This is a genomic window from Sulfitobacter sp. HGT1, from assembly GCF_013282155.1.
GTDB lineage: Bacteria > Pseudomonadota > Alphaproteobacteria > Rhodobacterales > Rhodobacteraceae > Sulfitobacter.
Map to the genome: position 1 here is coordinate 38,621 of NZ_BLWI01000014.1, position 23,685 is coordinate 62,305.

Annotated in this window: 26 protein-coding genes; 12 read left to right on the forward strand and 14 right to left on the reverse strand. The window is 59.7% G+C overall.

Going from position 1 to position 23,685, the window contains the following annotated elements; genetic code table 11:
- The first annotated feature begins 42 nt into the window (after positions 1-42).
- Positions 43-789, forward strand: coding sequence for a 4Fe-4S dicluster domain-containing protein (locus HGT1_RS16295; RefSeq protein ID WP_176251018.1), 747 nt, complete (start codon positions 43-45; stop codon positions 787-789).
- Entirely contained in the window at positions 789-1,661 is an 873-nt protein-coding gene (locus tag HGT1_RS16300) for a DmsC/YnfH family molybdoenzyme membrane anchor subunit (protein ID WP_176251019.1), read from the forward strand. Before HGT1_RS16295 ends, HGT1_RS16300 begins: the two co-directional genes overlap by 1 nt.
- A gap of 59 nt (positions 1,662-1,720) precedes the next feature.
- Here HGT1_RS16300 and dapA read toward each other — a convergent pair whose 3' ends face one another.
- Positions 1,721-2,596 carry a 4-hydroxy-tetrahydrodipicolinate synthase gene (dapA, locus tag HGT1_RS16305; RefSeq protein WP_176251020.1) on the reverse strand — a complete coding sequence of 292 codons (876 nt, stop codon included), beginning with the start codon at positions 2,594-2,596 and terminating at the stop codon, positions 1,721-1,723.
- A gap of 121 nt (positions 2,597-2,717) precedes the next feature.
- Here dapA and HGT1_RS16310 point away from each other — a divergent pair, with 121 nt between their 5' ends.
- Entirely contained in the window at positions 2,718-4,691 is a 1,974-nt protein-coding gene (locus HGT1_RS16310; protein WP_176251021.1) for a lytic transglycosylase domain-containing protein, read from the forward strand.
- Here the strand turns inward: HGT1_RS16310 and HGT1_RS16315 are convergent.
- Positions 4,656-5,555 carry a DMT family transporter gene (locus HGT1_RS16315; RefSeq protein ID WP_176251022.1) on the reverse strand — a complete coding sequence of 300 codons (900 nt, stop codon included), beginning with the start codon at positions 5,553-5,555 and terminating at the stop codon, positions 4,656-4,658. The two genes, HGT1_RS16310 and HGT1_RS16315, sit on opposite strands and share 36 nt — an antisense overlap.
- A complete protein-coding gene (gene mnmD / locus HGT1_RS16320) occupies positions 5,552-6,223 on the reverse strand; it encodes a tRNA (5-methylaminomethyl-2-thiouridine)(34)-methyltransferase MnmD (protein ID WP_176251023.1) in 672 nt (223 codons plus the stop codon). Before mnmD ends, HGT1_RS16315 begins: the two co-directional genes overlap by 4 nt.
- A 61-nt stretch (positions 6,224-6,284) precedes the next feature.
- Between mnmD and HGT1_RS16325 the strand changes: the two genes are divergently transcribed.
- A complete protein-coding gene (locus HGT1_RS16325; protein WP_176251024.1) occupies positions 6,285-7,316 on the forward strand; it encodes an FAD-binding oxidoreductase in 1,032 nt (343 codons plus the stop codon).
- On the opposite strand, the gene HGT1_RS16330 is transcribed toward HGT1_RS16325, so the two are convergent.
- Positions 7,313-8,095, reverse strand: a complete 783-nt coding sequence (locus HGT1_RS16330) for an acyl dehydratase (RefSeq protein WP_176251025.1) — start codon at positions 8,093-8,095, stop codon at positions 7,313-7,315. The genes HGT1_RS16325 and HGT1_RS16330 overlap by 4 nt on opposite strands.
- Positions 8,096-8,136: 41 nt before the next feature.
- Here HGT1_RS16330 and HGT1_RS16335 point away from each other — a divergent pair, with 41 nt between their 5' ends.
- Positions 8,137-8,553 carry a VOC family protein gene (locus HGT1_RS16335; protein ID WP_176251026.1) on the forward strand — a complete coding sequence of 139 codons (417 nt, stop codon included), beginning with the start codon at positions 8,137-8,139 and terminating at the stop codon, positions 8,551-8,553.
- Here the strand turns inward: HGT1_RS16335 and HGT1_RS16340 are convergent.
- From HGT1_RS16340 to HGT1_RS16355, 4 genes are all read right to left on the reverse strand, one after another.
- A complete protein-coding gene (locus tag HGT1_RS16340; RefSeq protein WP_176251027.1) occupies positions 8,550-9,092 on the reverse strand; it encodes an NADPH-dependent FMN reductase in 543 nt (180 codons plus the stop codon). The genes HGT1_RS16335 and HGT1_RS16340 overlap by 4 nt on opposite strands.
- A gap of 127 nt (positions 9,093-9,219) precedes the next feature.
- The gene (locus HGT1_RS16345) at positions 9,220-9,888 is read right to left on the reverse strand and encodes an OmpA family protein (protein ID WP_176251028.1); all 669 of its coding nucleotides are present in this window, start codon (positions 9,886-9,888) and stop codon (positions 9,220-9,222) included.
- A 120-nt stretch (positions 9,889-10,008) separates the two neighbouring features.
- Positions 10,009-10,881 (reverse strand): bifunctional helix-turn-helix domain-containing protein/methylated-DNA--[protein]-cysteine S-methyltransferase, encoded by an 873-nt coding sequence (locus tag HGT1_RS16350; protein WP_176251029.1) that lies wholly within the window; start codon positions 10,879-10,881, stop codon positions 10,009-10,011.
- A 60-nt stretch (positions 10,882-10,941) separates the two neighbouring features.
- On the reverse strand, positions 10,942-11,571 hold the full coding sequence (locus HGT1_RS16355; protein ID WP_176251030.1) for a Hint domain-containing protein: 630 nt from the start codon (positions 11,569-11,571) through the stop codon (positions 10,942-10,944).
- A 157-nt stretch (positions 11,572-11,728) separates the two neighbouring features.
- Here HGT1_RS16355 and nth point away from each other — a divergent pair, with 157 nt between their 5' ends.
- The 3 genes from nth to HGT1_RS16370 are packed head-to-tail and all read left to right on the forward strand — an operon-like array spanning position 11,729 to position 13,956.
- Positions 11,729-12,373, forward strand: a complete 645-nt coding sequence (gene nth / locus HGT1_RS16360; RefSeq protein ID WP_176251031.1) for an endonuclease III — start codon at positions 11,729-11,731, stop codon at positions 12,371-12,373.
- A complete protein-coding gene (locus HGT1_RS16365; RefSeq protein WP_176251032.1) occupies positions 12,370-13,359 on the forward strand; it encodes an adenosine kinase in 990 nt (329 codons plus the stop codon). The genes nth and HGT1_RS16365 overlap by 4 nt, the downstream gene beginning before the upstream one ends.
- A gap of 3 nt (positions 13,360-13,362) precedes the next feature.
- Positions 13,363-13,956 carry an N-acetyltransferase gene (locus HGT1_RS16370; protein WP_176251033.1) on the forward strand — a complete coding sequence of 198 codons (594 nt, stop codon included), beginning with the start codon at positions 13,363-13,365 and terminating at the stop codon, positions 13,954-13,956.
- Between the two features lie 9 nt (positions 13,957-13,965).
- On the opposite strand, the gene purU is transcribed toward HGT1_RS16370, so the two are convergent.
- Together purU and HGT1_RS16380 are read right to left on the reverse strand one after the other, a co-directional pair.
- On the reverse strand, positions 13,966-14,850 hold the full coding sequence (purU, locus tag HGT1_RS16375) for a formyltetrahydrofolate deformylase (protein ID WP_176251034.1): 885 nt from the start codon (positions 14,848-14,850) through the stop codon (positions 13,966-13,968).
- A 208-nt stretch (positions 14,851-15,058) separates the two neighbouring features.
- Positions 15,059-15,550, reverse strand: coding sequence for an RNA pyrophosphohydrolase (locus HGT1_RS16380; RefSeq protein WP_176251035.1), 492 nt, complete (start codon positions 15,548-15,550; stop codon positions 15,059-15,061).
- Positions 15,551-15,701: 151 nt separating this feature from the next.
- Here HGT1_RS16380 and HGT1_RS16385 point away from each other — a divergent pair, with 151 nt between their 5' ends.
- The 3 genes from HGT1_RS16385 to HGT1_RS16395 all read left to right on the forward strand — a co-directional run bounded on the left by HGT1_RS16385 (position 15,702) and on the right by HGT1_RS16395 (position 19,783).
- Positions 15,702-17,729 carry an NADPH-dependent 2,4-dienoyl-CoA reductase gene (locus HGT1_RS16385; RefSeq protein WP_176251036.1) on the forward strand — a complete coding sequence of 676 codons (2,028 nt, stop codon included), beginning with the start codon at positions 15,702-15,704 and terminating at the stop codon, positions 17,727-17,729.
- A gap of 59 nt (positions 17,730-17,788) precedes the next feature.
- Entirely contained in the window at positions 17,789-18,730 is a 942-nt protein-coding gene (locus tag HGT1_RS16390) for a zinc transporter ZntB (protein ID WP_176251037.1), read from the forward strand.
- Between the two features lie 147 nt (positions 18,731-18,877).
- Positions 18,878-19,783 (forward strand): LysR family transcriptional regulator, encoded by a 906-nt coding sequence (locus HGT1_RS16395; RefSeq protein WP_176251038.1) that lies wholly within the window; start codon positions 18,878-18,880, stop codon positions 19,781-19,783.
- 161 nt (positions 19,784-19,944) lie between these two features.
- Here HGT1_RS16395 and HGT1_RS16400 read toward each other — a convergent pair whose 3' ends face one another.
- From HGT1_RS16400 to HGT1_RS16415, 4 genes are read right to left on the reverse strand one after another with little or no spacing between them, the layout of a single operon-like run.
- Positions 19,945-20,877, reverse strand: coding sequence for an OmpA family protein (locus tag HGT1_RS16400; RefSeq protein ID WP_176251039.1), 933 nt, complete (start codon positions 20,875-20,877; stop codon positions 19,945-19,947).
- Positions 20,874-21,443, reverse strand: coding sequence for a peroxidase-related enzyme (locus tag HGT1_RS16405; RefSeq protein ID WP_176251040.1), 570 nt, complete (start codon positions 21,441-21,443; stop codon positions 20,874-20,876). The genes HGT1_RS16400 and HGT1_RS16405 overlap by 4 nt, the downstream gene beginning before the upstream one ends.
- A gap of 12 nt (positions 21,444-21,455) precedes the next feature.
- Entirely contained in the window at positions 21,456-22,169 is a 714-nt protein-coding gene (locus HGT1_RS16410; RefSeq protein WP_176251041.1) for a GNAT family N-acetyltransferase, read from the reverse strand.
- Positions 22,166-22,885, reverse strand: coding sequence for a molybdopterin-binding protein (locus HGT1_RS16415; RefSeq protein ID WP_176251042.1), 720 nt, complete (start codon positions 22,883-22,885; stop codon positions 22,166-22,168). Before HGT1_RS16415 ends, HGT1_RS16410 begins: the two co-directional genes overlap by 4 nt.
- 48 nt (positions 22,886-22,933) lie before the next feature.
- On the opposite strand from HGT1_RS16415, the gene sfsA reads away from it, so the two are divergent.
- On the forward strand, positions 22,934-23,638 hold the full coding sequence (sfsA, locus tag HGT1_RS16420) for a DNA/RNA nuclease SfsA (RefSeq protein ID WP_176251043.1): 705 nt from the start codon (positions 22,934-22,936) through the stop codon (positions 23,636-23,638).
- The last annotated feature ends 47 nt before the right edge of the window (positions 23,639-23,685 follow it).

Below are 23,685 nucleotides of genomic sequence, written 5' to 3' on the forward strand. Positions count from 1 at the left end.
GGGGGCTGGCCCCCACTCCGACACCAGCAAAGCAAACCACACATGACCGAATTGCCACTACAGACCCGGAAAAAACTCGGCCTCGTGATCGACCTGGATACCTGCGTCGGCTGCCACGCCTGCGTGATCTCGTGCAAAGGCTGGAACACCGAAAATTACGGCGTACCGCTGTCCGATCAGGATGCCTACGGCGCAGCTCCTTCTGGCACGTTTCTCAACCGGGTGCACAGCTACGAGGTCCAGCCCGACACCGGACCCGCGCAACTGGTGCACTTCCCGAAATCCTGCCTCCATTGCGAGGACGCGCCCTGCGTCACCGTCTGCCCCACCGGTGCCAGTTACAAGCGCGTCGAGGACGGCATCGTGCTGGTCAACGAATCCGACTGCATCGGGTGCAGCCTGTGTGCATGGGCCTGCCCCTACGGCGCCCGAGAGCTGGACCAGGCCGCAGGCGTGATGAAAAAATGCACCCTTTGCGTCGATCGCATCTATAACGACAACCTGCCCCAAGAAGACCGCATTCCCGCCTGTGTGCGCACCTGCCCTTCGGGCGCGCGGCATTTCGGCGATCTGGGTGATCCTGACAGTGACGTCAGCCAGTTGGTCGCAGACCGAGGCGGTGTTGATCTGATGCCGGAAATGGGTACAAAGCCGGTGAACAAATACCTGCCCCCCCGCCCCAAAGACCAGATGCCCGACATCGACGTGCTTGCCCCGTTTTTGGCCCCCGTCGCCACCGAGGCCAAAGGGTTCCTGGGCTGGCTTGACCGCACCTTGGATAAAATCTGATGCATCCTGCCCCGTCCGTCATCTTTTTCAGCGTGTTTTCCGGCTTGGGCTTTGGCCTGCTGTTCTGGCTGGGCTTGGGCTGGCCTTCGTCCACGGGCGTCGTCGCCTTTGTGTTTTTTGCAATCGCCTATCTGCTGGCTGTGGGCGGGCTGATCGCCTCGACCTTCCATCTGGGCCAACCCAAGCGCGCGCTCAAGGCCTTCAGCCAGTGGAAGACAAGCTGGCTGAGCCGCGAGGCGATCTGTGCGGTGGCGGCGTTGATCCTGATGGCGGTCTATGGGGCGGGGGCTGTATTCTATAATCAACACTGGCGCGTGATTGGCGTGTTGGGTGGGCTGCTGTCGCTCGGCACCGTTTTCACCACATCGATGATCTATGCCCAGATCAAGGCGGTGCCGCGTTGGCACATGCCGCTGACACCGCTCAACTTCCTATCCCTCTCGGTCGCGGGCGGCGCATTGCTGGCGGGGCAGGTCACATGGGCGCTATGGTTGATCGCGATCGCGGGCGGCATCCAGCTGGCCACATGGGTCATCGGTGACACCCGTTTTGCGGCCTCCGGCACCACCCTCGCCAGTGCCACGCAGCTTGGTGGCATTGGTCAGGTCCGCGCGTTCGAACCGCCGCACACCGGCACCAACTTTTTGTTGCGCGAATTCGTTTATGTGATCGGGCGCAAACATGCCTTCAAGCTGCGGGTGATCGCCCTGCTGCTGATGTGCGTGGTGCCAGTCATTCTGTTGCTGGTCCCGTTTTCGCATATGGCTGGCGGGCTGGCCGTCCTTGCGCATGTGGCAGGTGTTCTGACAGCACGCTGGCTGTTCTTTGCCCAAGCCGAACATGTGGTCGGCCTGTATTACGGCAAACGTTAAAATGGCGGCGCAAGGTGGGGTTTCACCTTACGCCGCCATCACTTCAAACTAGGCAGGTCTTAGGCCAGCAGCCCGGCGTGACGCAGGCCTGCGTTCACCAATGCCTTGGTGTCTTCTGTCAGAGGTATAAGCGGCAAACGCACCTCCGCAGAACATAAACCCAATTGGGACATCGCGTATTTCACGCCAACCAAACCCGGCTCGGTAAAGATCGCCTTGTGCAGCGGCATCAGCTTGTCCTGAATGGCCAGTGCAGCCGCGTAATCACCGGCAAGGCAATGCGCCTGCATCTGGCTTAGCAGTTTGGGCGCGACATTCGCAGTCACCGAAATACAGCCGACACCGCCTTGGGCGTTAAACCCGTGCGCTGTGGCATCCTCGCCCGAAAGCTGGATGAAGTCCGGCCCGCACAGCATCCGCTGGTCACAGACCCGCGCCAGATCACCAGTGGCATCCTTGACACCGATGATGCGCGGCAACTTGGCCAGCTCCGCCATCGTCTCGGGGGTCATATCCACAACCGAACGGCCGGGGATGTTGTAGATGATGATGGGCAAACCGCAGGCGTCATGGATCGCGGTGAAATGCGCGATCAGACCCGCTTGGGTCGGCTTGTTATAATAGGGTGTGACAACCAGCACCGCATCGGCACCGACAGATTCCGCGTGCTTGGCCAGCCGGATGCTTTCAACCGTGTTGTTGGACCCCGCCCCTGCAACAACAGGGATGCGTCCGGCAGCGGCCTTGACGACCTCGGCCACAACGGTTTCGTGCTCGGCATGGGTCAATGTGGGCGATTCACCGGTGGTGCCAACCGGGACCAGCCCGTTCGACCCTTCGGCAATATGCCACTCAACCAGTTTCTTGAGCGTGTCCAAATCCAGCGCGCCGTTCGTGAACGGCGTGACGAGTGCAGGCAGAGAACCTTGTAACATATGCACGCTCCTTTTCTTGCGTTGCTGGGCTGGGCGCCCGATTGCTGACTGGCGGCAACGTGAGTTGAAACCCAAGCGCCTTACAGTATGTTGCAAGGCTGTAGCCTTTGATCACTAGGAAATGCAAGAGATGACACGCGCCGCACTGACGCTGATACTGCTATTCGGCCTTGCATTTCCGGCGCTGGCAGAACGCCCGCGCCCGCTGGGATGGGCGATGGACGCCGTGCGGACGGGCAGTTGGGACAATGCTGCACGGATCGCACAACGCGATGGCGCGGTGGCTGTCGACATCATCGAATGGCACCGCCTGCGGTCCGGTTTGGGCACCTATACTGATGTCACGGCATTTCTAAAACGGCGACCCGACTGGCCCGGAGAAGACTATCTGCGCATGAAATCCGAAAATGCCGTGATTGCCCAGGGTGATGCGGCCGTGTTGGATTTCTTTCAGGGCAGGCCCCCGCAAACGCCGGTGGGGGTGCTTGCCTATGCCACCGCATTGAAGAACGCCGATCGTATCGGAGAGGCCGAGGCACGGCTGGTTCTTGCCTGGCGCACCATGCCGATGGACGCGGTTTCGCAGGCCCTGTTCGTGGCAGATCACGACCGTTTGCTAAAGCCGCATCATGCCGCGCGTCTGGACGAGATGTTATGGCAGGGCGCGCAGGCCGAAGCGCGGCAAATGTTCGATCTGGTCAGCGACGCCGACAAGGCGCTGGCCGAAGCACGGATCGCCCTGCAAAACCGCAGGGGCGATGTGAACGAGCTGATCAATGCCCTGCCCGCCAGCAAGGGTGGTGATGCGGGTTTGCAGAAAGACCGCTTTGAATGGCGCATCCGCAAAGGCTTCGAAGACAGCGCCAAGGATTTGCTGCTGTCCCAATCCGTCAGCGCCGCTGCCCTTGGCCAGCCCGCCGCATGGGCAAACCGCCGCCGTGCGCTGGCCCGCGACGAAATGCGCAACGGCGATCCGAAACGCGCCTATCAAATGGCCTCGCAGCATTTCCTTGAGGAAGGCTCGCATTTTGCCGATCTCGAATGGCTGTCCGGCTATATCGCCTTGCGGTTCCTCAAGGACCCAAAGCGCGCGTTGACCCATTTCAAGGCCCATGACGGTGCTGTTGAATCCCCCATCAGTCAGGGGCGTGCGGGCTATTGGCAGGGCCGTGCCTTGCAGGCCATGGGGGATGCCGAAGGCGCTGCCAAGGCCTATGCCCAAGGTGCGAAATTCCAGTCATCATTCTATGGATTGCTGGCCGCCGAACGCGGCGGGCTGGCCTTTGATGAAACTTTGGCGGGCGAAACACCGAAACAGGATTGGCGCGGTTCCGCACTGGCCCAAGCGCCGCTGTTTCAGGCCGGAATGTTGCTTCAGGCCTCAGGAGAGCTGAGCATGGCAGAGCGGTTCTGGACCCATCTGGCGGAACAACTGCTGGCCGATGATGCGGCCCTGTTGGGTCAGGCCGCGATTGACATTGGCCAGCCCCATCTGGCGGTGATGATCGGCAAACGCGTGGCACAGCGCGGCATCACCATCGCCGCGCCCTATTACCCGCTGCATTCCGCGATCAAGCTGGACCTGAACATGGCCCCCGAAATGGTGCTGGCGATTGCGCGGCGCGAAAGCGAATTTGATCCGGTGGTGCAAAGCCATGTGGGCGCGCGCGGATTGATGCAGTTGATGCCCGGCACCGCCGACGATGTGGCGCGTGATCTGGGGATCAGCGCGCTGCACACAACCGACCGCTTGACTGCCGACCCCGATTACAATGCGCGGCTGGGGTCGGAATATCTGTCGCAGATGGCAAAAAGGTTCAATGGCAATGTCGTGATGGTGTCTGCCGCTTATAACGCCGGCCCCACGCGGCCACCGCGCTGGATGGATGATTATGGCGACCCGCGCGAAGGCGACATTGATATCGTCGACTGGATCGAGATGATCCCGTTTCGCGAAACCCAGAACTATGTGATGCGCGTCACCGAAAGCTTGCCGGTCTATCGGGCACGGCTAGGAAAAGATCCCCTGCCGCGCCCCTTTACCGAAGAACTGACCGGATCAACGTTGCTGCCGTTCACGCCAAAAGGTGAATAGGCCAGCGGCGACAATCAGCATGGCACCGATGGCGACATTGGTGCGCACGTCTTCGCCAAAAATGCTGATGCCGATGATGCTGGCAAAAACCAGTTGCAGATAGGCAAAGGGCTGGACCGCACTGGCCGCCGCGACCTCGTAACAGCGGATCAACAGCCAATGGCCCGTGACCCCCGTGATGCACAGGAGTCCCATGTATATCCAGTCGCTCGGGATCATCGGTTCCCAGAACCAGATCCCTGCTGCTGTCATCGCGACCGACCCCGTGACCCCCGTCCAGAAAAAGCTGGTTGCGGTCTTGTCCTTGCGACCGACATAGCGGGTCAGCAAACCGTAAACCGCGAACATGGCCGCCGCGACCAACGGGATGACTGCGGCAGGGTCAAAGACGTTCATCCCCGGTTGCAGAATGATCAACACGCCGATGAACCCCACACCGATCGCCAACCAACGCCGCCACCCCACGCTTTCGCCCAAAATGGGGCCGGACAATGCCGCCACCAACAGCGGATAGCAGGTAAAGACCGCGTGGCTTTCCACCAAGCCAAGGATCGTAAAGGCGGCAATCATCACGCAAATCTCGGCTGCCAGCAGAAGGCCGCGAATGGTTTGCAAAACCGGTTGGCTGGTCTTGGCCGCCGCCCGCAGACCGCCGGCGTTCCGCTTGGCAATTGCGATGACAAAGGCGGCAAAGAACCAATAGCGGATCATCACGACCATCAGCACGTTATATTCCGACGCAAGATGCCGCGACAGCCCGTCCTGGACCGCGAAGACAAAGGTCGTCAGCACCATCAATGTAATGCCCAGCGGAATGTTGTTTGACTGTGCCGCGGCGGCGGCTTTGTTGGTGGCGCGGCTCATGTGCGGACCGCCTGCGTCATGTGGCGTTTGCGACCGTACCCTTGGGTGCGTTGCACCGCAAAACCCGCCGTCTCGAGCGCGCGCCTGACCGCACCTGCCGCCGTATAGGTCGCCGCTGTGCCAAAGGGCCCGGTGTGCCGGAAGACCGCGTTCAACAGATCAGGCTCCCATAGCTCGGGGTTTTTGGCCGGCGAAAAACCATCAAGAAACCACGCATCGGCCAACCCCTTCCAACGTGGCACGGTCAGTCGCGCGTCACCGATGATTACCTCGACCTCCAAACCGGGGAATGACATTTTGCCGCCCTTAGGGGTCCATGCATCCAGCAATGCATCGCGTTTGCCATCAAAACCGGGAAAGGTTTCATGCGCCTTTGCCATATCATCGCGCGACATCGGATAGGCCTCGAACGACGTGAAACTCAGCGTGCCCTTGATGCCTGAGCGCGCCCAGGCATCCCAAACAACCAGCAAATTCAGCCCCGTGCCGAACCCCAGTTCGCCAATGCGGAACCCGTCGCGGAACCGGCGGGGCAGATCGTTGCCTTGCAAAAACACATGGCCGGTTTCTGCGACGCCATCCTCAAGGCTGAAATATGGATCGTCAAACATAGAGGACACCGGCACGCCGCTGTCTTTCCATTCAATATCAGCTGTCTGGTTCTCCATGACGCGGCCTTGTGCTATCTGAAATTTTGAAAACACTGCGCAAAAAGGGCAAGGATTAGCAATGGTCGAAATCACAATACGGGGCGCGGGGATTTTTGGCTTGTCGGTGGCCTGGGCCTGCGTCAGGCGCGGTGCTGCGGTTCAGGTGATCGACCCTTTTGGCCCGGCATCAGGCAGCAGCGGCGGGATCGTCGGCGCGCTGGCCCCGCATGTGCCCGAAAAATGGAGCGCCAAGAAAGCGTTTCAGCTCGATAGCCTGTTGATGGCCGAAGGGTTCTGGCACGAGGTCGAAGCAATCGGCGGCGCGAAATCCGGCTATGCCCGAAAAGGCCGATTGCAGCCGATCCTGAATGACCGCGGTATCGAACTGGCGCACCGCCGCGCAGAGACTGCGCAAGAATTCTGGCAAGACAACGCCGTCTGGCAGGTGCTTCAGGCCAAAGATGCCGACTGGGCACCGGCAAGCCCGACGGGATGGTTGATCTACGACAGCCTCAGCGCGTTGATCCACCCGCGCCAGGCCTGCACTGCGCTGGTCATGGCGTTGCAGGCCAAAGGCGTCACGATCCAAGCGGAAGCGCCCGATCAGGGTCAGGTCTTGTGGGCGACAGGCGTGGCGGGATTGACCGACATGTCAGCCCGATACGACCGCGTGGTCGGGGCGGGGGAAAAGGGGCAAGCCGCGTTGCTGGCCCATGACGCGCGCGGATTGCCGCAACTTTTTGCCGATGGTGTGCACATCATCCCGCATAGCGATGGCACCGTCGCCGTCGGATCAACAACCGAGCGGTATTTTGACAACGCCGACCAGACCGACACGCAGCTGGATGATGTCATCGCCAAGGCCCGTTCCGCCGTTCCTGCGTTGGCATCGGCGCAGGTGATCGACCGCTGGGCCGGACTGCGCCCCCGCAGCCACAGCCGCGCGCCGATGTTGGGGGCTTGGCCCGACAGGCCCGGTCATTTCATCGCCAACGGCGGCTTCAAGATCGGGTTCGGCATGGCCCCCAAAATATCCGAGGTGATGGCAGACCTGCTGCTGGACGGATCCGATGCGGTTCCCGACGGGTTTCGCGTCACAGACAACCTTTAGGCGGTTGCCACCATACATTGCCGCCCGTCCGGCCCCTGCACCCACAGATCGCGGCCGTTTCGGCACAGCGTGGCGGTTTCGTGATCCATCAGCGGCGATGTCGCGCGAAAGCTGAATTCCGCAAGCGGCCCCAGCTCCGTTTGCGCTTTGAGCATCAGCAATTGCGCCAATAGCGGGCCATGGACGACCAACCCGTCATACCCTTCGACGTCGCGGGCATAGTCCAGATCATAATGGATGCGATGGCCATTGAACGTCAGCGCCGAATACCGAAACAGCAAGGTCGAGGTAAAGCTGACACGATCCATCGTTTCGGCATCTTTGCGCGCCACGGGCGGGACAGGTTTTGGCGCGACGGGATCTGCATCCTCGCGGTACACCAGATCCTGCCATTCCGTCACGCACAGCGCATCGTCTTGCCAAATCTCGTGGCGCAATGTGACAAACCCCAACGGCCCGCTGCGGCCATCCTTGCGCTGGTGGCGTTCGCATACCGTGCGCTTTTCAGCCGGCGTGCCTGCGGTAATGGGACCGTGAAAATTCAACCGTCCGCCGGCCCACATCCGCCGGGGCAACCCCATGTCAGGGATCAGACCGCCAACCTTGGGGTGGCCATCGCGCCCCAACGCCTTTGGGGGTTCAGGGTCCCAGAAATAAAGCTGATGAAAGAACGGCGGAAGCGGATCGCCCGCACAAAGGGTTGCGTCGTGCCCCAATGCGACTTGAAATGCCGAGGCGCGGGCACTGTCCATCACATCCTGTTTACGTTGTTCTGTCATAGGCGCAGTATCCGTTTTGAAGGGTCACATAAGGAATCGTCATGCAACATTCGGAAATTCAATGCCGCGTAAGAGAATTGGATCACCTTGTTCTGACGGTTGCAAGCATACCTGAAACCGTGCGATTCTACACCCAAGTCCTAGGGATGCGCGGCCAGCAATTTCAGGTGGCCGATGGCAGCAAACGCTGGGCGCTCCGGTTCGGGCAATCCAAAATCAACCTGCATCAAAAAGGGCGTGAATTCGACCCCAAAGCCGCGCAACCTACCGCAGGGTCCGCCGATCTTTGTTTTCTGACCGATGCCCCGATTGCAGACTGGATCAGACATCTGACAATTCACGGGGTCCAGATCGAAGACGGCCCCGTGCCCCGATCAGGGGCCACAGGGCCGATCACATCGCTTTATATCCGCGACCCCGACCGCAACCTGATCGAGGTAAGCGTGCCAACCGTCTAGCGGTTTATCTCGGCGCGCAGCGCTTCCATCAACTGGGTCAGTTCTTTCACGTAGATCTCTCCGGTGAGATGCCCGTTTTCATCAAATGCGTTGGAACTGTTGGCCAGATGAATTTCGGGACCCTGCAAAATGCGCGGGCGGAACGGCACCATGAAGCTGCGCAAAATCAACTGGGCGCGTTCACCACCTGCACGGCCTGCGGCGGCAGACATCACAGCCAAGGGCTTGCCGCTCCAGGGTGTGCCTTCAACCCGGCTGATCCAGTCCAGCGCGTTTTTCAAAACACCTGACGGGCCTTTGTTATATTCGACTGTCGAAATCAGCACCGCATCAGCCGCCGCAATCTGGTCTGCCACGGTTTGCACAGCAGCTGGAACCCCTGTCGCCTCTTCTTCGTCGGCATCATACAGCGGAAACCGGATATCGGCTTCGGTATAGGTGCAATCGCCAAAAAGCCGGGCGGCCTCGGACAGCAGCATCGAATTTGTCGATCCTTTGCGCAGCGATCCGGAAATACCAATAAGGTTCAGCTTGGCCATGGGTGACGATCCTTTGAATGAATATGCTGTAACGTGAACTGTGGCGAACCACGCAAAAAGCAAGAGGGCAAAAAGCAAGAGGCCCCGGCGGGTTACCGGAGCCTCTGTTCGCTAAACCTGTCAGATATTAGGCCGCGTTGGGAAGGATAACGATTTCGACACGACGGTTCTGCGCCTTGCCAGCAGCATTCAGGTTGCTTGCAATCGGCTGGCTTTCACCGCGACCGACCGAACGGATACGCCCGCCCGGAACACCATTGCCGATCAAAACGCTCGCGACCGCGCGTGCGCGACCTTCGGACAATTGCTGGTTATACGCTGCATCGCCGTCACTGTCTGTGTGGCCGATGATCTGCAAAGTGGAATTGCTATAGATATTCACGTTGCGCGCCAATGCTGCCAGATCGTTCTGCATACCCGCCTGCACAGTGGTGCTGTCTGTTGCGAACAGGATATCCTGTGGCAAGGTCACAATCAGACGGTCACCGGTGTTGGTGATGATCACGTCACTGTCCAGCTGCCGGCGCAGATCTGCCTCTTGCTTGTCCAGCGAATAGCCGATGCCAGCGCCGATAGCGCCGCCAGCCAATGCACCCACCAAAGCGCCATCGGCACGGTTACCGTCACCTTTGGACAGGGCACCGATAACGGCACCCGCGCCCGCGCCGATCAGTGCGCTGTTGCGTGTGTTTGCGTTTGGATCATTGGGGTTGCCACCGATCGGACCGGGTTCACAGGCGCTTAGGGCCAGAACACTGGTCAGGGCGACGGCGATTGTGGTTTTCGAAAAAGTCATAATATCTTTCTGCCTTAGTTGGGGCCCCGTTCGGGCGAGGCATGTAGCACTCAACTCCCTACACGACCTCAGGTTCCCGATAAACTGGCGCGATACTGCCGATCGGCACCAACCCGCTTATCAGCCGGCATCTGCCCGCGCGGATTCATAGGCCAGCATAGCCCGTTTGACGGGGATGCCCCAGTGATACCCCCCCAAGCCGCCGGATTTGCGCAGGGCGCGGTGACAGGGGATCAACCAACTGATCGGGTTGCGCCCGACAGCCGTTCCCACCGCGCGCACCGCCTTGGGTGTGCCGATGGTTTGCGCGATCTCGGAATAGGTTGTGACATTGCCGGACGGGATGCTCAGCAATGCCTCCCACACCTTTATCTGGAAGGGGGCACCAATCAGATAAATCGGGGCCTTGCCGCTGCGACCATCCTGCGCGCCAAAGGCCGTCTGGACCCAGTCGTGCAAAAGGCCGGGGTTTTCGATGAAACTGGCACCCGGCCAGCGGCGGCACAGATCTGCCATCGCTTCGGCTTCGCCCATCTCGGCCGAGAAAGCGAGGCCGCATATCCCGCGGTCCGTTCCCATGACCAGGGCTGGGCCAAAGGGGCTGTCAAACCACCCCCACGAGATCACCAACCCCTCCCCCTTGCGGGCGAATTCGCCGGGGCTCATGGCCTCCCAACGCAGGAAAAGATCATGTAGCCGCCCTGACCCCGACAGACCCAGTTCATGGGCAGCCCCAAGGGTGGTAAACCGGTCGCGCAGCAGGTCTTTGGCGTGGTCCAGCATCAGGTATTGCTGATAGCGCTTGGGCGACACCCCCACCCACCGCGAGAAAATCCGCTGGAAGTGCGGCGCGCTCATCCCCATTTCGCCGGCGATCTGATCCAGCGCCAAGGGGTCGGCGGCGCGATCGATCAAATCAATCGCGCGGCGCATCACACCATAGTGATAGCCATCTTCTGGGTCGTGAATCGGGGGGGTGCAATCATGTGTCATGCTCCCAAACTAGGGTCTGCACAGGCGTCTAGCGACCCGAAACTTGCGGCAAACGCATCCTCAGGCGGCCAGCAAATGCAAAAGCGATTCTTCGGGGCTCAGCAAATCACGCAGAAAACGCGCCTCTTGATTGGTGAGACACATGCGCGGGGTTGTGGTTTCCGCGTCAAATATCCTGCTCGCGCGGCGGACTGCGGGGGGCACATCCAGCATCCACGCCATATTTTGCCCTGTCGTCTCTGCCCAGATACCGCAGGTCATGATCAGCTCGTGTCGTTCTGTGATAATGTGATGATAGCTTAACGCCGGTGCGCCAAGTTCAACACGGGGCCCGCGACGCCGTGACATTGCCCCGATTTCCGCCATTGCTTCGTTATGGCCGAAATGCAGCGCCACGCGCGGGGATGCGACAAGCACGCTGTGATGCGGCGACAGGCGCAAAGGCTCTGCCAAGCCATCGGGTGCTGCGCTGTCGCGGGGCCGAAGATGCAAGGGCGCAGGCAGCGGAAGACCATCCGGCCCGATGCCCCGCGACCGTTTGATCGCCAGTATGCGTTGGGCACCGTGATCGCGGGTAATGACGTAATCCCCCGATTCGATCCATTCTACCGGTAATTCACCATCCAGTGTCATGATCATCGCCCCCGGCCCAAAGCCGGAGACCTTTGAAAACATCAATTCAACCGACATCACGCTTTCCTTTCTTAGGGTCAAAGGCCCGTTTCACACGCCCAATCTAGGGCCTGAGAAAGCAATCTAGCGAACAGAATGTGCAAAAGTGGTAAATGGCGCAGCTTGCCTGCAGCCAGTCTTGCCCTGATTGCAAATTCATCCCATACCAAGGGTCATGGCCAAGCCCCTTGATTATCATACCATCCGCGAGATCTTTACCCGCTTTCAGGCAGCCGATGCCGAACCCAAAGGCGAGCTTGATCACACCAATGTCTATACCTTGCTGGTTGCAGTCGCGCTGAGCGCGCAGGCAACTGATGCGGGTGTGAACAAGGCGACGAAATCCCTGTTCGAAGTGATAGAGACGCCCCAGCAGATGCTGGACCTCGGGTTGGAAGGTCTGATCGAACATATCAAATCCATCGGATTGTTCCGCCAGAAAGCCAAGAACGTCATCAAGATGAGCCAGATTCTGGTTGATGAGTATGACGGCATTGTGCCCAACAGCCGCGCCGCGCTGCAATCCCTGCCCGGTGTCGGGCGCAAGACGGCCAATGTCGTGCTGAACATGTGGTGGCATTATCCCGCACAAGCGGTCGATACGCATATCTTTCGCGTCGGCAACCGCACACGTATCGCGCCCGGTAAAACTGTCGATGCCGTTGAACGCGCCATCGAAGACAATATCCCCGTTGATTTCCAACAACACGCCCATCACTGGATGATCCTGCACGGCCGTTATCATTGCAAAGCGCGCAAGCCGCAGTGCAGAACCTGCATCATCCGTGATCTCTGCCCCTATGAGGACAAAACCGAATGACCCAATATGAAGTGGTTGGTATCGGCAACGCCGTTGTCGATGTAATCTCGCATGCCGATGACGCGTTTCTTGCCGACATGAACATCGAAAAAGGCATCATGCAATTGATCGAGCGTGACCGCGCCGAAGACCTGTATGGCGCGATGAACGACCGCCTGCAAACCCCCGGTGGGTCGGTTGCCAACACGATTGCCGGCATCGGTGCGCTTGGCCTGCCGACCGCATTTATCGGGCGTGTGAATGACGACCATCTGGGCCAGTTCTATGCGCAATCCATGATCGACGGCGGCACGGATTTCGTGAATGCCCCCGCTGCGGGTGGTGATCTGCCGACCTCGCGGTCGATGATCTTTGTATCGCCAGATGGTGAACGGTCGATGAACACCTATCTGGGCATCTCGACCGATCTGGGGCCTGCGGATGTACCGGATGCTGTCGCGTCCTCGGCCAAGATCATGTTCCTCGAAGGATATCTGTTCGACAAGGATCAGGGCAAACAGGCTTTTCTTGAGGCGTCGCGTCTGACCCGCGCTGCGGGCGGCAAGGCCGGCATCGCGATTTCCGATCCTTTCTGCGTTGACCGTCACCGCGACGATTTCCTGCGCATGATCGCCGACGAACTGGATTACGTCATCGGCAACGAGGCCGAAATCAGATCCCTGTTTGAAACCGACGATGTCGAAGAAGCGCTGACCAAGACTGCTGCGATGTGTAACATAGTTGTGTGCACGCGGTCGGGCGATGGCGTCACGCTGATCCGCGATGGCGAACGTGTCGATGTGCCGGTGACCAAAATCACCCCCGTTGATGCGACAGGTGCCGGGGATCAGTTCGCTGCGGGTTTCCTGTATGGCATGGCCACAGGTCGCGATCTGGAAACCTGCGGCAAGATGGGCCACATCTGCGCAGCCGAGGTTATCAGCCACGTTGGCCCGCGTCCCCTGGTCGACATCATGACCCTGTTCAAAGAACAAGGGTTGGTCTGATCAATGCTGGGTGATGGTTATCATGATGTGCCCGATGGCAAACTGGCGATGGTCGTCACCCATCTGCAAATGCACGCGGCAGCCCCCACACGTGCGGTGTCCCTGCCCCAAGGTATAACCCTGCGGCAGGTCACCCCGACGCTTGACTGGTACCGCGACATTTTCAAACGCGTCGGTGCGCAAGACTGGCTGTGGTTCGGGCGGCTCGTGATGTCGGACGCCGAATTGAACGCGATCCTCACCGATCCCGATATGGCATTTTACACGCTCTCCAAGGACGGTCAGGACGAAGCCCTGCTTGAACTGGATTTCCGCCAGCCCGGCGAATGCGAGCTGGCCTATTTCGGGCTGACCTCGAAACTGATCGGCGCGGGGGCGGGGCGTTATCTGATGAACCATGCGATTGCGACCGCCTGGGCCAAGCCCATCACCCGCTTTCATGTCCACACCTGCACGATCGACAGCCCGCAGGCCGTGGCATTCTATATTCGCAGCGGGTTCACGCCCTATCGCCGTCAGATCGAAGTTGCCGACGATCCGCGGCTGACGGGCATGTTGGGGCGCGATGCCGGCCCGCATGTGCCGATCATCGGCTAAAGCGGGCGCTTAGCCCATCCGTTCGGATGCATATGATCCGGGCGATGCCGGGAACACGACTGTCTTGTTGCCGTTCAAAAACACGCGGCGGTGAATATGCGCGTGAATGGCGCGGGCCAGAACCTGGCTTTCGACATCGCGGCCCAGTGACACGTAATCATTGGCGGATTGCGCATGGGTGACAACCACGATGTCCTGTTCGATGATCGGGCCTTCATCCAGATCGGCGGTCACATAATGCGACGTTGCCCCGATCAGTTTCACCCCGCGCTGGAACGCCTGCTTATAGGGATTCGCCCCCTTGAAGCTGGGCAGGAACGAATGGTGGATGTTGATGATCCGCCCCGACATCTTTTGGCACATCTCGTCTGACAAGATCTGCATATAGCGGGCCAGCACGATCAGATCGGCCCCTGCCTCCTCGACCACCGCCATAATCCGCGCTTCGGCATCGACCTTGTTTTCGGCGGTGACCTTGATGCAGTGGAACGGGATATCGTTGTTCACGACGACCTTTTGATACTCCATATGGTTCGACACCACGGCGACGATGTCGATCGGCAGCGCGCCAATGCGCCAGCGGTACAGCAAATCGTTCAGGCAATGGCCAAAACGCGAGACCATGATCACGACCTTCATCTTTTCGGTCTGGTCGTGAAAGTCATACGTCATGTCAAACGGGCTGGCCGTGGCCGCAAACCCTTCGGCCAATTTGCCCAGATCGACGGCATCATCGCTTTCAAAGCTGACCCGCATAAAGAAGTTGCCGGTTTCCTTGTCGTCGAACTGGGCACTGTCGGTGATGTTGCAGGCGTTGTCGGCAAGGTAATTCGCAATCGCGGCGACGACCCCGCGGGTCGACGGACAGGTAACGGTCAGTGCAAAGTTTTTCATGGTCGAGGTCCTGTCACAAAAGGGGATCGGCATCAGGCACCGACAAGGCTGTGTTTGCCCATGCCGGGGGCACCGTCAATATGCCCACGGGCAAATGCACGGCCAAAGACACCTCACACAGGGGATGTATCGCGCCAATGGTTTCCGATCATGCACAATGGTCGAAATCCGCTACGAAACGGGCAGTCTGGAAAAACCAAAAGGGGGCTTAAGCCGCCCCGATATAGGGCCGGAATGCCGCGACGACAGCTTCGTACACCTCGCGTTTGAACGGCACGATGTTGGCGACCAGATCGTCAACGGGCAACCAGCGCCATTCCGAGAACTCCTGATGATCCGTCTTCAGGTCGATCTCGTCATCAGCGCCGTGAAACCGCAACAGAAACCATTTCTGCTCCTGACCGCGATACCGCCCCTTCCAGATGTTCGGCACCAGATCATGGGGCAGATCATAGGGCAGCCAGCCTTCGGTCTGGGTCACGACAGACACGGAACTCGGCCGAACACCGGTTTCTTCCTCAAGCTCGCGCAGGGCGGCGACCTCGGCGTGTTCGCCTTTTTCAACGCCGCCTTGGGGCATCTGCCACGCGTCCTGATCGCGGTCGCGGCGCTGCCCGACAAAGACATGGCCATCCGCATTGATCAGCATCACACCCACGCAAGGACGGTAGGGCAGTTTGGCGATTTCTTCGGGGGTCATGGGGCGGGCCTTTGGGTTGCATCGGTTCAGCGCGGACCTAGCACAAAAGCCGCCCCCATGTATATTGGCTTACGCAGCGTTGTGCGTGACAGACGCCAACGCTTAAGATGAAGTCAGCCACACCGTCCCCATCCTTCGAAAGGTTCGCCCAATGTCCGACTATCCTCACCTGCTGGCCCCGCTTGATCTGGGCTTTACCACGTTGAAAAACCGCGTGCTGATGGGGTCGATGCATACGGGGCTTGAGGAAACCCAGGACTGGAACCGTGTCGCCGAATTTTACGCCACCCGCGCGCGGGGCGATGTGGGGTTGATGGTCACCGGCGGCATCGGGCCGAACCCCGAAGGGTCAGTCGCCCACGGTGCCGCGATGATGACCTCGCAAAAGGATGTCGACAACCACAGCATCGTCACCCAACGGGTACACGAGGCCGGCGGCAAGATCGCGATGCAGATTCTGCACGCGGGCCGCTATGCGTTCAGCCCCAATTGCGTGGCACCATCGGCGATCAAATCCCCGATTTCGATGTTCGCCCCAAAAGAGCTGGACGCCGAAGGTATCGAAAAGCAAATCAGCGATATCGCCGCCTGTGCCCTGCGCGCCAAACAGGCGGGATATGACGGTGTCGAAATCATGGGCTCCGAAGGATACTTCCTGAACCAGTTTCTGGTCACCCACACCAACAAGCGCACCGATGAATGGGGCGGCAGCTATGAGAACCGGATGAAGCTGCCGGTCGAAGTCGTCCGCCGTGTCCGCGAGGCCGTTGGCCCCGATTTCATCCTGATCTACCGTTTGTCGATGATCGACCTGATCCCCAACGGATCAACCTTTGACGAGGTCGCACAACTGGCCCGCGCAGTCGAGGCAGCGGGTGCCACCATCATCAACACCGGCATCGGCTGGCACGAGGCGCGCATTCCCACGATTGCGACGTCGGTGCCGCGCGCTGCATTTGCGTGGGTCACAAAGAAACTGATGGGTCAGGTGGGCATTCCGCTGATCACCTCGAACCGGATCAACACCCCCCAAGTCGCCGAAGACGTGCTGGCCGAAGGCTGCGCCGACATGGTGTCGATGGCACGCCCCATGCTGGCCGATGCGGATTTCGTCGCCAAAGCGGCGGCAGGCAAGGCCGACCAGATCGCGCCCTGCATCGCCTGTAATCAGGCCTGTCTGGATCACACCTTTGGGGGCAAGATATCAAGCTGTCTGGTCAACCCGCGCGCGTGCTACGAGACAGAGCTGAAGGTAGAGCCATCGCAGAACGTCAAGACCATCGCGGTTGTCGGTGCCGGCCCTGCGGGTCTGTCGGCAGCCATCACAGCGGCAGAGCGTGGGCACAAGGTCACTGTGTTTGACCGCGCCTCAGAGATTGGCGGGCAGTTGAACCTTGCCAAGCAGGTTGCGGGCAAGGAAGAATTCTGGGGTCTGGTCGATTGGTACCGCGCCATGGTCAAGGAACGCGGCGTGATGGTCAAACTGAACACCGAAGTATCCGCCAATGATCTTGGGGGTTTCGACGAGGTGATTATCGCCACCGGCGTTGTGCCGCGCGACCCGCAGATACCGGGGCAGAATGCAGGCAATGTGGTCAGCTATATCGACATCCTGAACGGCAAGGTGACGGCGGGCAAGAAAGTCGCCGTGATCGGCGCAGGCGGCATCGGGTTCGATGTGTCTGAACATCTGGTTCATGACGGCGACAGCACCACCACCAACCTGCCCGAATGGATGAAAGAATGGGGCGTCACCGACCCAGCCGACCATCGCAGCGGTCTGGCCCCCGAAGGCCCGCAACCCCACGCACCCGCGCGCGAGGTCACGATGCTGCAACGCAAGGCCACCAAAGTCGGCAAGGGCTTGGGCAAGACCACGGGCTGGATTCACCGTGCATCGCTGACCATGAAGAACGTCCAGATGATCGGTGGCGTGAATTACGAAAAGATCGACGCAGACGGGCTGCACATCAGCTTTGGCGAAGCCCGCGAGAAACCACAGCTGATCGAGGCGGACACCATCGTGCTATGTGCAGGCCAACTGTCGGACCGGTCCCTCGCCGACGCGCTTGAGGTCAAAGGCATCCCTTGCCACGTCATCGGTGGTGCCGATGTCGCCGCTGAACTGGACGCGAAACGCGCGATTGACCAAGGCACGCGGCTGGCCGCCGCACTGTGATATTGCCCCTTTGCCTGTAGGATGCGAAACTCCGCCCTGAGCAGTTAAGGGCGGACCGCATGCCGATTTGTGTTTTTGATATTTTTGCCGATGGCACCACGTCCGTTCCGACCGAGACCAACCTGACGGGGCCGGGTGTGTACCGCTGGTGGCATTTCGATCTGACCGACGAGATGCTTGAACCTTGGGTGCGCGAACATCTGCATGAAATCCCCGCCGGATCGCTGATCCAGAAACAAACGCGCCCGCGCTGTGACCGGTTTGACGGCGGTTTGATCCTGAACCTGCGCGGCATCAATATGAACGCAGGTCAGGACGCCGATGAAATGGTGTCTGTGCGGATGTTTGTTGAAACAGGTCTGCTGATCACCGTGCGCCGCAAAAAGGTCTTTGCCATCGACGCGATCCGCCAATTGGCCGAAGCACAAAACGCCCCGCCCAGCCCGGCCAAGTTTCTTGAGGATCTGGTGCGGCGGTTGACCCTGCGGGTTCAGGAACATGTGGCAAGCATCGACGAACAGGCGGAGTTCTTTGAGATCGATCTGGAAGACAAAGAAACGCCGATGCCGCATGAATTGCCCGAAATCCGGCGCAGCGTGATCCGGTTGCGGCGCTATCTTGATCCGCAACGTGCCGCCCTGAGCAAGCTTGCCGCCCTTGATATACCGCTGATCCCCCAAGCCAGCCAGCTGGAGCTGCACGAACAAGCCAACAGCGCGCTGATCGCGGTGGAGGAATTGGACGAGCTGCGCGAGCGCCTTGTGTCGGTGCAGGAAGAACATGATGCCAATGTCGCCCAGCGTCAGGCGCGGCACGGCTATGTGCTGTCTGTGGCCGCAGCCATCTTCCTGCCGCTGGGTTTTCTGACCGGGCTGTTCGGCGTGAACGTTGGCGGGATGCCCGGCACCGGTCACCCGTGGGCCTTTGCCGCCCTGTGCCTGTCGATGACGGCCCTGGCTGTGCTGATGTTTGCGTTGCTCAGATGGGTGCGCTGGATCTAAAGCCCCCCGTTGGCGGGCATTGTTTCAATGTTTCCCTGCCGCGAACGATCCATGCAATGACCTTGCTACTGTCCCACCTCTGCCGTGATCCTGCCCGATTTGGGCACCATACCATTCCCAACGCAGATGATTGAAAAGGGGACGGCAATGGACCGCCTGACAGAAATGGAAGCATTCGCCACAGTTGTGGATCAGGGTGGTTTTACGGATGCCGCCAAAAAGATGGGCATCTCGAAGTCCGCCGTATCAAAACACGTCTCCTCGCTTGAGGCACGGCTTGGTGCGCGATTGCTGAACCGGACGACCCGCCGGGTCAGCCCCACAGAAATCGGCCTTGCCTATTACGACCGGGCCCGCCGCGTATTGAACGATGCAGGCGAAGCAGATGCGCTGGTCACGTCGATGCAATCGGCCCCCTCCGGCCTGCTGCGTATTTCGGTCGCAACGGATTTCGGGGTGAACCACCTGTCGCCTGCCCTCTCCGGTTTTCTGGAAGAATTCCCCGACATCACCGTCAACATGGTGCTGAACAACCGCTATGTTGAACTGATCAGCGAAGGCTTTGATATGGCTGTCCGCATCGGAGAGCTGGAAGACAGCACCCTGCGGGCCCGCAAGCTGACCGAAACCACCAAACGCATGATCGCCAGCCCCGGCTATTTCGAGAAATACGGCCGCCCTGAAAAGATCGACGATCTGAACGATCACAAGCTGCTGCATTATTCTAACCAATCCAGTGGTAACATGTGGAAGCTGACATCCCCCTCGGGCGAGAAGCGTCAGGTGCGCACCGCTGGCTGGCTTTCGGTCAATGACGGTCAATCCTTGCTGAACGCGGCTATTTCCGGTCTTGGCATCGCCTATCTCCCCAGCTTTTTATATGCCGACGCGATGGAAAAAGGCTTGGTCGAAGACGCCATCCCTGATTTGCCGCTGGAAACCCAAGGCATCTATGCCGTGTACCCGCCCGGCCGGTTCACCCAGCCCAAAGTACGCGCCTTTATTGATTTTCTGGTCCATGCCTTTGCCGACAAAGGCCCAACAGACTGGTAACCCCGAACACCACATCCCCTCGGTGCACTTGATCTGATTTCATCAGATCGCCCTCGCTCGCTGAAAGGCCAGCGGGGGATTTTTTGCTGTGGAATTTCAGGCAAGGATCGCAATCCAGCGTCTATAGGGCGAATGGCAAAATCTTTGTTGTCAGGATGGGATCAGCCGGGCGTTGTTAACAATACCACCTCGACCCTGCGATTGGCCTCGCGGCCTTCCGGCGTCAGGTTGGATGCAACAGGGGCAAGATAGCCCATGCCTTCGGCATCCATCTGCGCAGCGGGAACATCAAAATTCTGGATCAGCCTGTCGCGTACAGCAACTGCCCGACTGCGCGACAAGGCGATATTCGCGTCAAGCCCACCGACACTATCGGTATGCCCTACAAGCGCCACGCGCGCCGTTGGCTGGTCTTTCAGAAACGCCGCAAGCTGCCCCAGCGCAGCGTCGCCCGCTGCACCCAAAGTCGCCGTGCCGGATTTGAAATCAAGCCCCGACAAAACCGCATGTCCCTGACCAAGCAACGCATCGACCAGACCGTTGCCGCCTGCAGCAATCACAGGCCCTGTGGCATCGGCAACCGGAACATCGGCTTCGCCTTCCGAAATGGCCTGAATAATCTGGACATAGGCCGACGAAGACGCCGTGCTGGCAAGCACCGTCACAACAGAGGTCGGGGCCGATAGCGGACCCTGCACAGCGGTGACAAACTGATAGGACCGGATGTTGACGTACATGTTCGGACCCGGCAGCGTCTCGGTCGCAAAGCGAAAGTCGAAACCACCACAGGCCGCAGCGCTACATTCAAGCACCACGTCGTACCCTGCCGCCTCAAGCTGCGACCGAAGCGGGCGCAGCACTTGCAGCGGCGTCAGGCCCGCGGCCTCCAGCCTCCAGGCCTGTCGGGCGACGGACCCCTCAACCGTTACCGTATCAAGGGTTCCGTCCTGAAACGTGCTGATGGGTGCGGCATAGCTGTCGGGACTGGTGTTCCGTTCAACCGTCAGGCGCGCGATTTGCGGCAGCGATAGCTCTATCGCGCCGGCTTGGGTCGCCAAGACCAGCCACAGCAAACCAGCGCAACGTATCATCATCTGAATTGCGCGTGATAGCCCTCGTTGGGCTTCATGTTGGTCGCACTTGCCACGCGGTTGGTCATGTTGAAAAACGCCGCAACCGACGCGATGTCAAAGATATCACGGTCCGTGAAACCCACATCGCGCAGGGCCTGCCGGTCGGCCTCGGTGGTTTTGGCGCTGGCCACTGTCAGGTTTTCGGAAAATTCCAGCATCGCGGTTTGACGTGCATCCAGATCGGCCACGCGCCAGTTCATCACCATCTGTTCGCCCAGGATCGGATTGCCAGACAGTTGCCGCACCGCAGCCCCGTGCGCGGTCAGGCAATAGTAGCATTTATTCACTGACGACACGACGACCGCGATCATCTCGCGCTCAAGCTTGGACAGGTTCGACGCACCCAGCATCAGATCGTTGTACATCGCGGTAAAGCTGTTCAGCTTGTCGATATCAAACGCATAAGTCTGCAAGACATTCGGGATCATCCCCAGCTTTTCCTGGCAGACATCAAAGTATTTCTGTGTCGCTTCGGGCAGCGGATCGACCATTGGCAGGTCAAGGGCGGTTGGGGCGTCTTTGGCCATCTTGTGGCTCCTTCAATCAGGGGATTGGCGGTAATGATAGTCGCCCACATGGGCAAAGCCTAGCCCTTGATACAGCCGGTTTGCAGGCGCATTTTCCTTTGTGCAAAGAACCGCCAGATGGGTCGCCCCACGGGCCTGCGCCCACAGTGCCGCGCGGCGCATCATCCATTTTGCGACGCCCATGCCGCGCTGGTGTTCCAGCACCTCGACGGCATGAACCATGCACACCCCGTCGTGGATCGCGGCAAAAGCCACGCCGCCGGGCTTTTCCTTCCAGCGCGACAAGATTGCTGTCTTTTGCGCGGCGCGGCGCATCACGTCGATGCGGGCCGGACCGATGCCGCCTTTGGCCCAAATCTCGAGCATGATCGCCAGCGGTTCCCAGATCTCGAAGGCGGTCACCGGCGGGATCGGCACATCGGTCAGCTTTTCAACGGGCAGGACATACATATTGACGGGATCGATGATCTCATAGCCTCGCGCTGCCAGTTCGGCGTCCAGCGCTTCATCGCCTTGCCGGATCATGAAAAGCGGCGTTTGCCCCAATGCGCGCATGGCGGCTTCGGCAACTCCGATATCGGCATCATCGGCCACACGCGTCGCGGCCGAAGCACGCTTGCCCCCGCCTTGACCATCGCGCAAGGTCCAGCCGTTTTCTGTCCAACGTCTTGCGGCGGGCCATGTCTGGTCAACACCTTCGTACAGCTGTGGAATATCAGGCGTCATGGAAAAGCGGCCTCCAGAGTTTTCACGGCGGCGTCGATCTCGGCCTGAATACTGCCACGGATCACGATATGCGCACCGTATTTGCCGTCTTTTTGAAACGGATACGACCCGATCGACAGGGCTGGATAATCCTTGGCGATCTGCCCCAATGGCCCCGCGATATCGCCTTCGCCCCGATCAATCCGTAGGGTTGCGCTGATCAGGGGGGCACCGCCAGTCAGGGTGGGCAGAACCGACGCGACCATCGCCTCGAACACAGATGGAACGCCCGCCATCACATGCACGTTCTCAAGCTTGAAACCGGGTGCTGATGAAACGGGGTTGTCGATCAAGGTCGCATCATCGGGGATGCGGGCCATGCGCAACCGCGCCTCGTTCAGGTCGGTCCCTGACCGGGCGTAATGGGCTGCCAGAATTGCGCGGGCATCGTCGCGCACGTCGATATGTTTGCCAAAGGCCGCCGCGATGCAATCAGCCGTAATGTCGTCATGCGTCGGACCGATGCCGCCGCTGGTAAACACGTTATCATAGGCTTTCGACATGGCCTGAACGGCTGCAATAATCGTGCCGTGTTCATCGCCGATCACGCGGACCTCTTTCAGGTCGATCCCCACACTGGTCAATTGCCCTGCAAGATGGTGCATGTTGCTGTCGCGTGTGCGCCCGGACAGGATTTCATCGCCGATGACGATCATAGCTGCGGTGGGGTTTGGCATTGGCCTGTCTCCTTGAGGGGGCTATGATAGAGGTATAGGTCACACCCTATGCGCTTTCAAACTGAACTTGTCCCCGCCCGCCTGATCCGCCGCTACAAACGGTTTCTGGCCGATTGCACGCTTGACGATGGCCGCGAGGTCACGGCCCATTGCGCGAACCCCGGATCAATGATGGGGCTGGCCGAACCCGGCATGCGGATATGGCTGGAACCCAACGACGATCCCAAACGCAAGCTGAGCTATGGCTGGCGGCTGGTTGACCATGAAAACGGGCATTTCACCGGCGTTGATACCGCGCTGCCCAACCGCGCGGTCAAATCGGCCTTGATGGCGGGGCTGGTGCCGGCGCTGGCGCAATACGGCACCGTCAGACCAGAGGTGAAATACGGTGAAAATTCGCGGATCGATTTCCTTTTAACGCAGGCCGGTTTGCCCGACGCCTATGTGGAGGTGAAATCAGCGACCCTTTCGCGCACCCCCGGCTTGGTGGAATTCCCCGATAGCGTCACCGCCCGCGGTGCCAAGCATCTGAACGAGTTGGCCCGGATGGCCGAATTGGGGCACCGCGCCGTTTTGCTGTATTTGGTACAGCGCACGGATTGCACTGCGTTTTCCGTGGCCGCCGATATTGACCCGACCTATGCCGCCGCTTTTACGGCTGCCCGCGCCGCTGGGCTGGAAACATTGATCATTAGCACCCATATATCCCCCGAACAGGTCACTTTAGGCACTGAGTTACCCCTAAAGGGTTGACCTACACTGGCCCTTGGACCATCCCGAACGAAACAGTTTAGACCTAC

Bases quoted from the DNA above. Each gene is read 5' to 3' on its own strand.
- HGT1_RS16395 (WP_176251038.1), top strand. From the start codon at position 18,878: ATGGACCGCCTGACAGAAATGGAAGCATTCGCCACAGTTGTGGATCAG.
- HGT1_RS16300 (WP_176251019.1), top strand. From the start codon at position 789: ATGCATCCTGCCCCGTCCGTCATCTTTTTCAGCGTGTTTTCCGGCTTG.
- sfsA (WP_176251043.1), top strand. From the start codon at position 22,934: ATGCGCTTTCAAACTGAACTTGTCCCCGCCCGCCTGATCCGCCGCTAC.
- nth (WP_176251031.1), top strand. From the start codon at position 11,729: ATGGCCAAGCCCCTTGATTATCATACCATCCGCGAGATCTTTACCCGC.
- HGT1_RS16365 (WP_176251032.1), top strand. From the start codon at position 12,370: ATGACCCAATATGAAGTGGTTGGTATCGGCAACGCCGTTGTCGATGTA.
- HGT1_RS16315 (WP_176251022.1), bottom strand. From the start codon at position 5,555: ATGAGCCGCGCCACCAACAAAGCCGCCGCCGCGGCACAGTCAAACAAC.
- HGT1_RS16410 (WP_176251041.1), bottom strand. From the start codon at position 22,169: ATGACGCCTGATATTCCACAGCTGTACGAAGGTGTTGACCAGACATGG.
- HGT1_RS16355 (WP_176251030.1), bottom strand. From the start codon at position 11,571: ATGTCGGTTGAATTGATGTTTTCAAAGGTCTCCGGCTTTGGGCCGGGG.
- HGT1_RS16370 (WP_176251033.1), top strand. From the start codon at position 13,363: ATGCTGGGTGATGGTTATCATGATGTGCCCGATGGCAAACTGGCGATG.
- HGT1_RS16405 (WP_176251040.1), bottom strand. From the start codon at position 21,443: ATGGCCAAAGACGCCCCAACCGCCCTTGACCTGCCAATGGTCGATCCG.
- HGT1_RS16385 (WP_176251036.1), top strand. From the start codon at position 15,702: ATGTCCGACTATCCTCACCTGCTGGCCCCGCTTGATCTGGGCTTTACC.
- mnmD (WP_176251023.1), bottom strand. From the start codon at position 6,223: ATGGAGAACCAGACAGCTGATATTGAATGGAAAGACAGCGGCGTGCCG.
- dapA (WP_176251020.1), bottom strand. From the start codon at position 2,596: ATGTTACAAGGTTCTCTGCCTGCACTCGTCACGCCGTTCACGAACGGC.
- HGT1_RS16325 (WP_176251024.1), top strand. From the start codon at position 6,285: ATGGTCGAAATCACAATACGGGGCGCGGGGATTTTTGGCTTGTCGGTG.
- HGT1_RS16350 (WP_176251029.1), bottom strand. From the start codon at position 10,881: ATGACACATGATTGCACCCCCCCGATTCACGACCCAGAAGATGGCTAT.
- HGT1_RS16415 (WP_176251042.1), bottom strand. From the start codon at position 22,885: ATGCCAAACCCCACCGCAGCTATGATCGTCATCGGCGATGAAATCCTG.
- HGT1_RS16380 (WP_176251035.1), bottom strand. From the start codon at position 15,550: ATGACCCCCGAAGAAATCGCCAAACTGCCCTACCGTCCTTGCGTGGGT.
- HGT1_RS16345 (WP_176251028.1), bottom strand. From the start codon at position 9,888: ATGACTTTTTCGAAAACCACAATCGCCGTCGCCCTGACCAGTGTTCTG.
- purU (WP_176251034.1), bottom strand. From the start codon at position 14,850: ATGAAAAACTTTGCACTGACCGTTACCTGTCCGTCGACCCGCGGGGTC.
- HGT1_RS16390 (WP_176251037.1), top strand. From the start codon at position 17,789: ATGCCGATTTGTGTTTTTGATATTTTTGCCGATGGCACCACGTCCGTT.
- HGT1_RS16330 (WP_176251025.1), bottom strand. From the start codon at position 8,095: ATGACAGAACAACGTAAACAGGATGTGATGGACAGTGCCCGCGCCTCG.
- HGT1_RS16295 (WP_176251018.1), top strand. From the start codon at position 43: ATGACCGAATTGCCACTACAGACCCGGAAAAAACTCGGCCTCGTGATC.
- HGT1_RS16400 (WP_176251039.1), bottom strand. From the start codon at position 20,877: ATGATGATACGTTGCGCTGGTTTGCTGTGGCTGGTCTTGGCGACCCAA.
- HGT1_RS16310 (WP_176251021.1), top strand. From the start codon at position 2,718: ATGCAAGAGATGACACGCGCCGCACTGACGCTGATACTGCTATTCGGC.
- HGT1_RS16340 (WP_176251027.1), bottom strand. From the start codon at position 9,092: ATGGCCAAGCTGAACCTTATTGGTATTTCCGGATCGCTGCGCAAAGGA.
- HGT1_RS16335 (WP_176251026.1), top strand. From the start codon at position 8,137: ATGCAACATTCGGAAATTCAATGCCGCGTAAGAGAATTGGATCACCTT.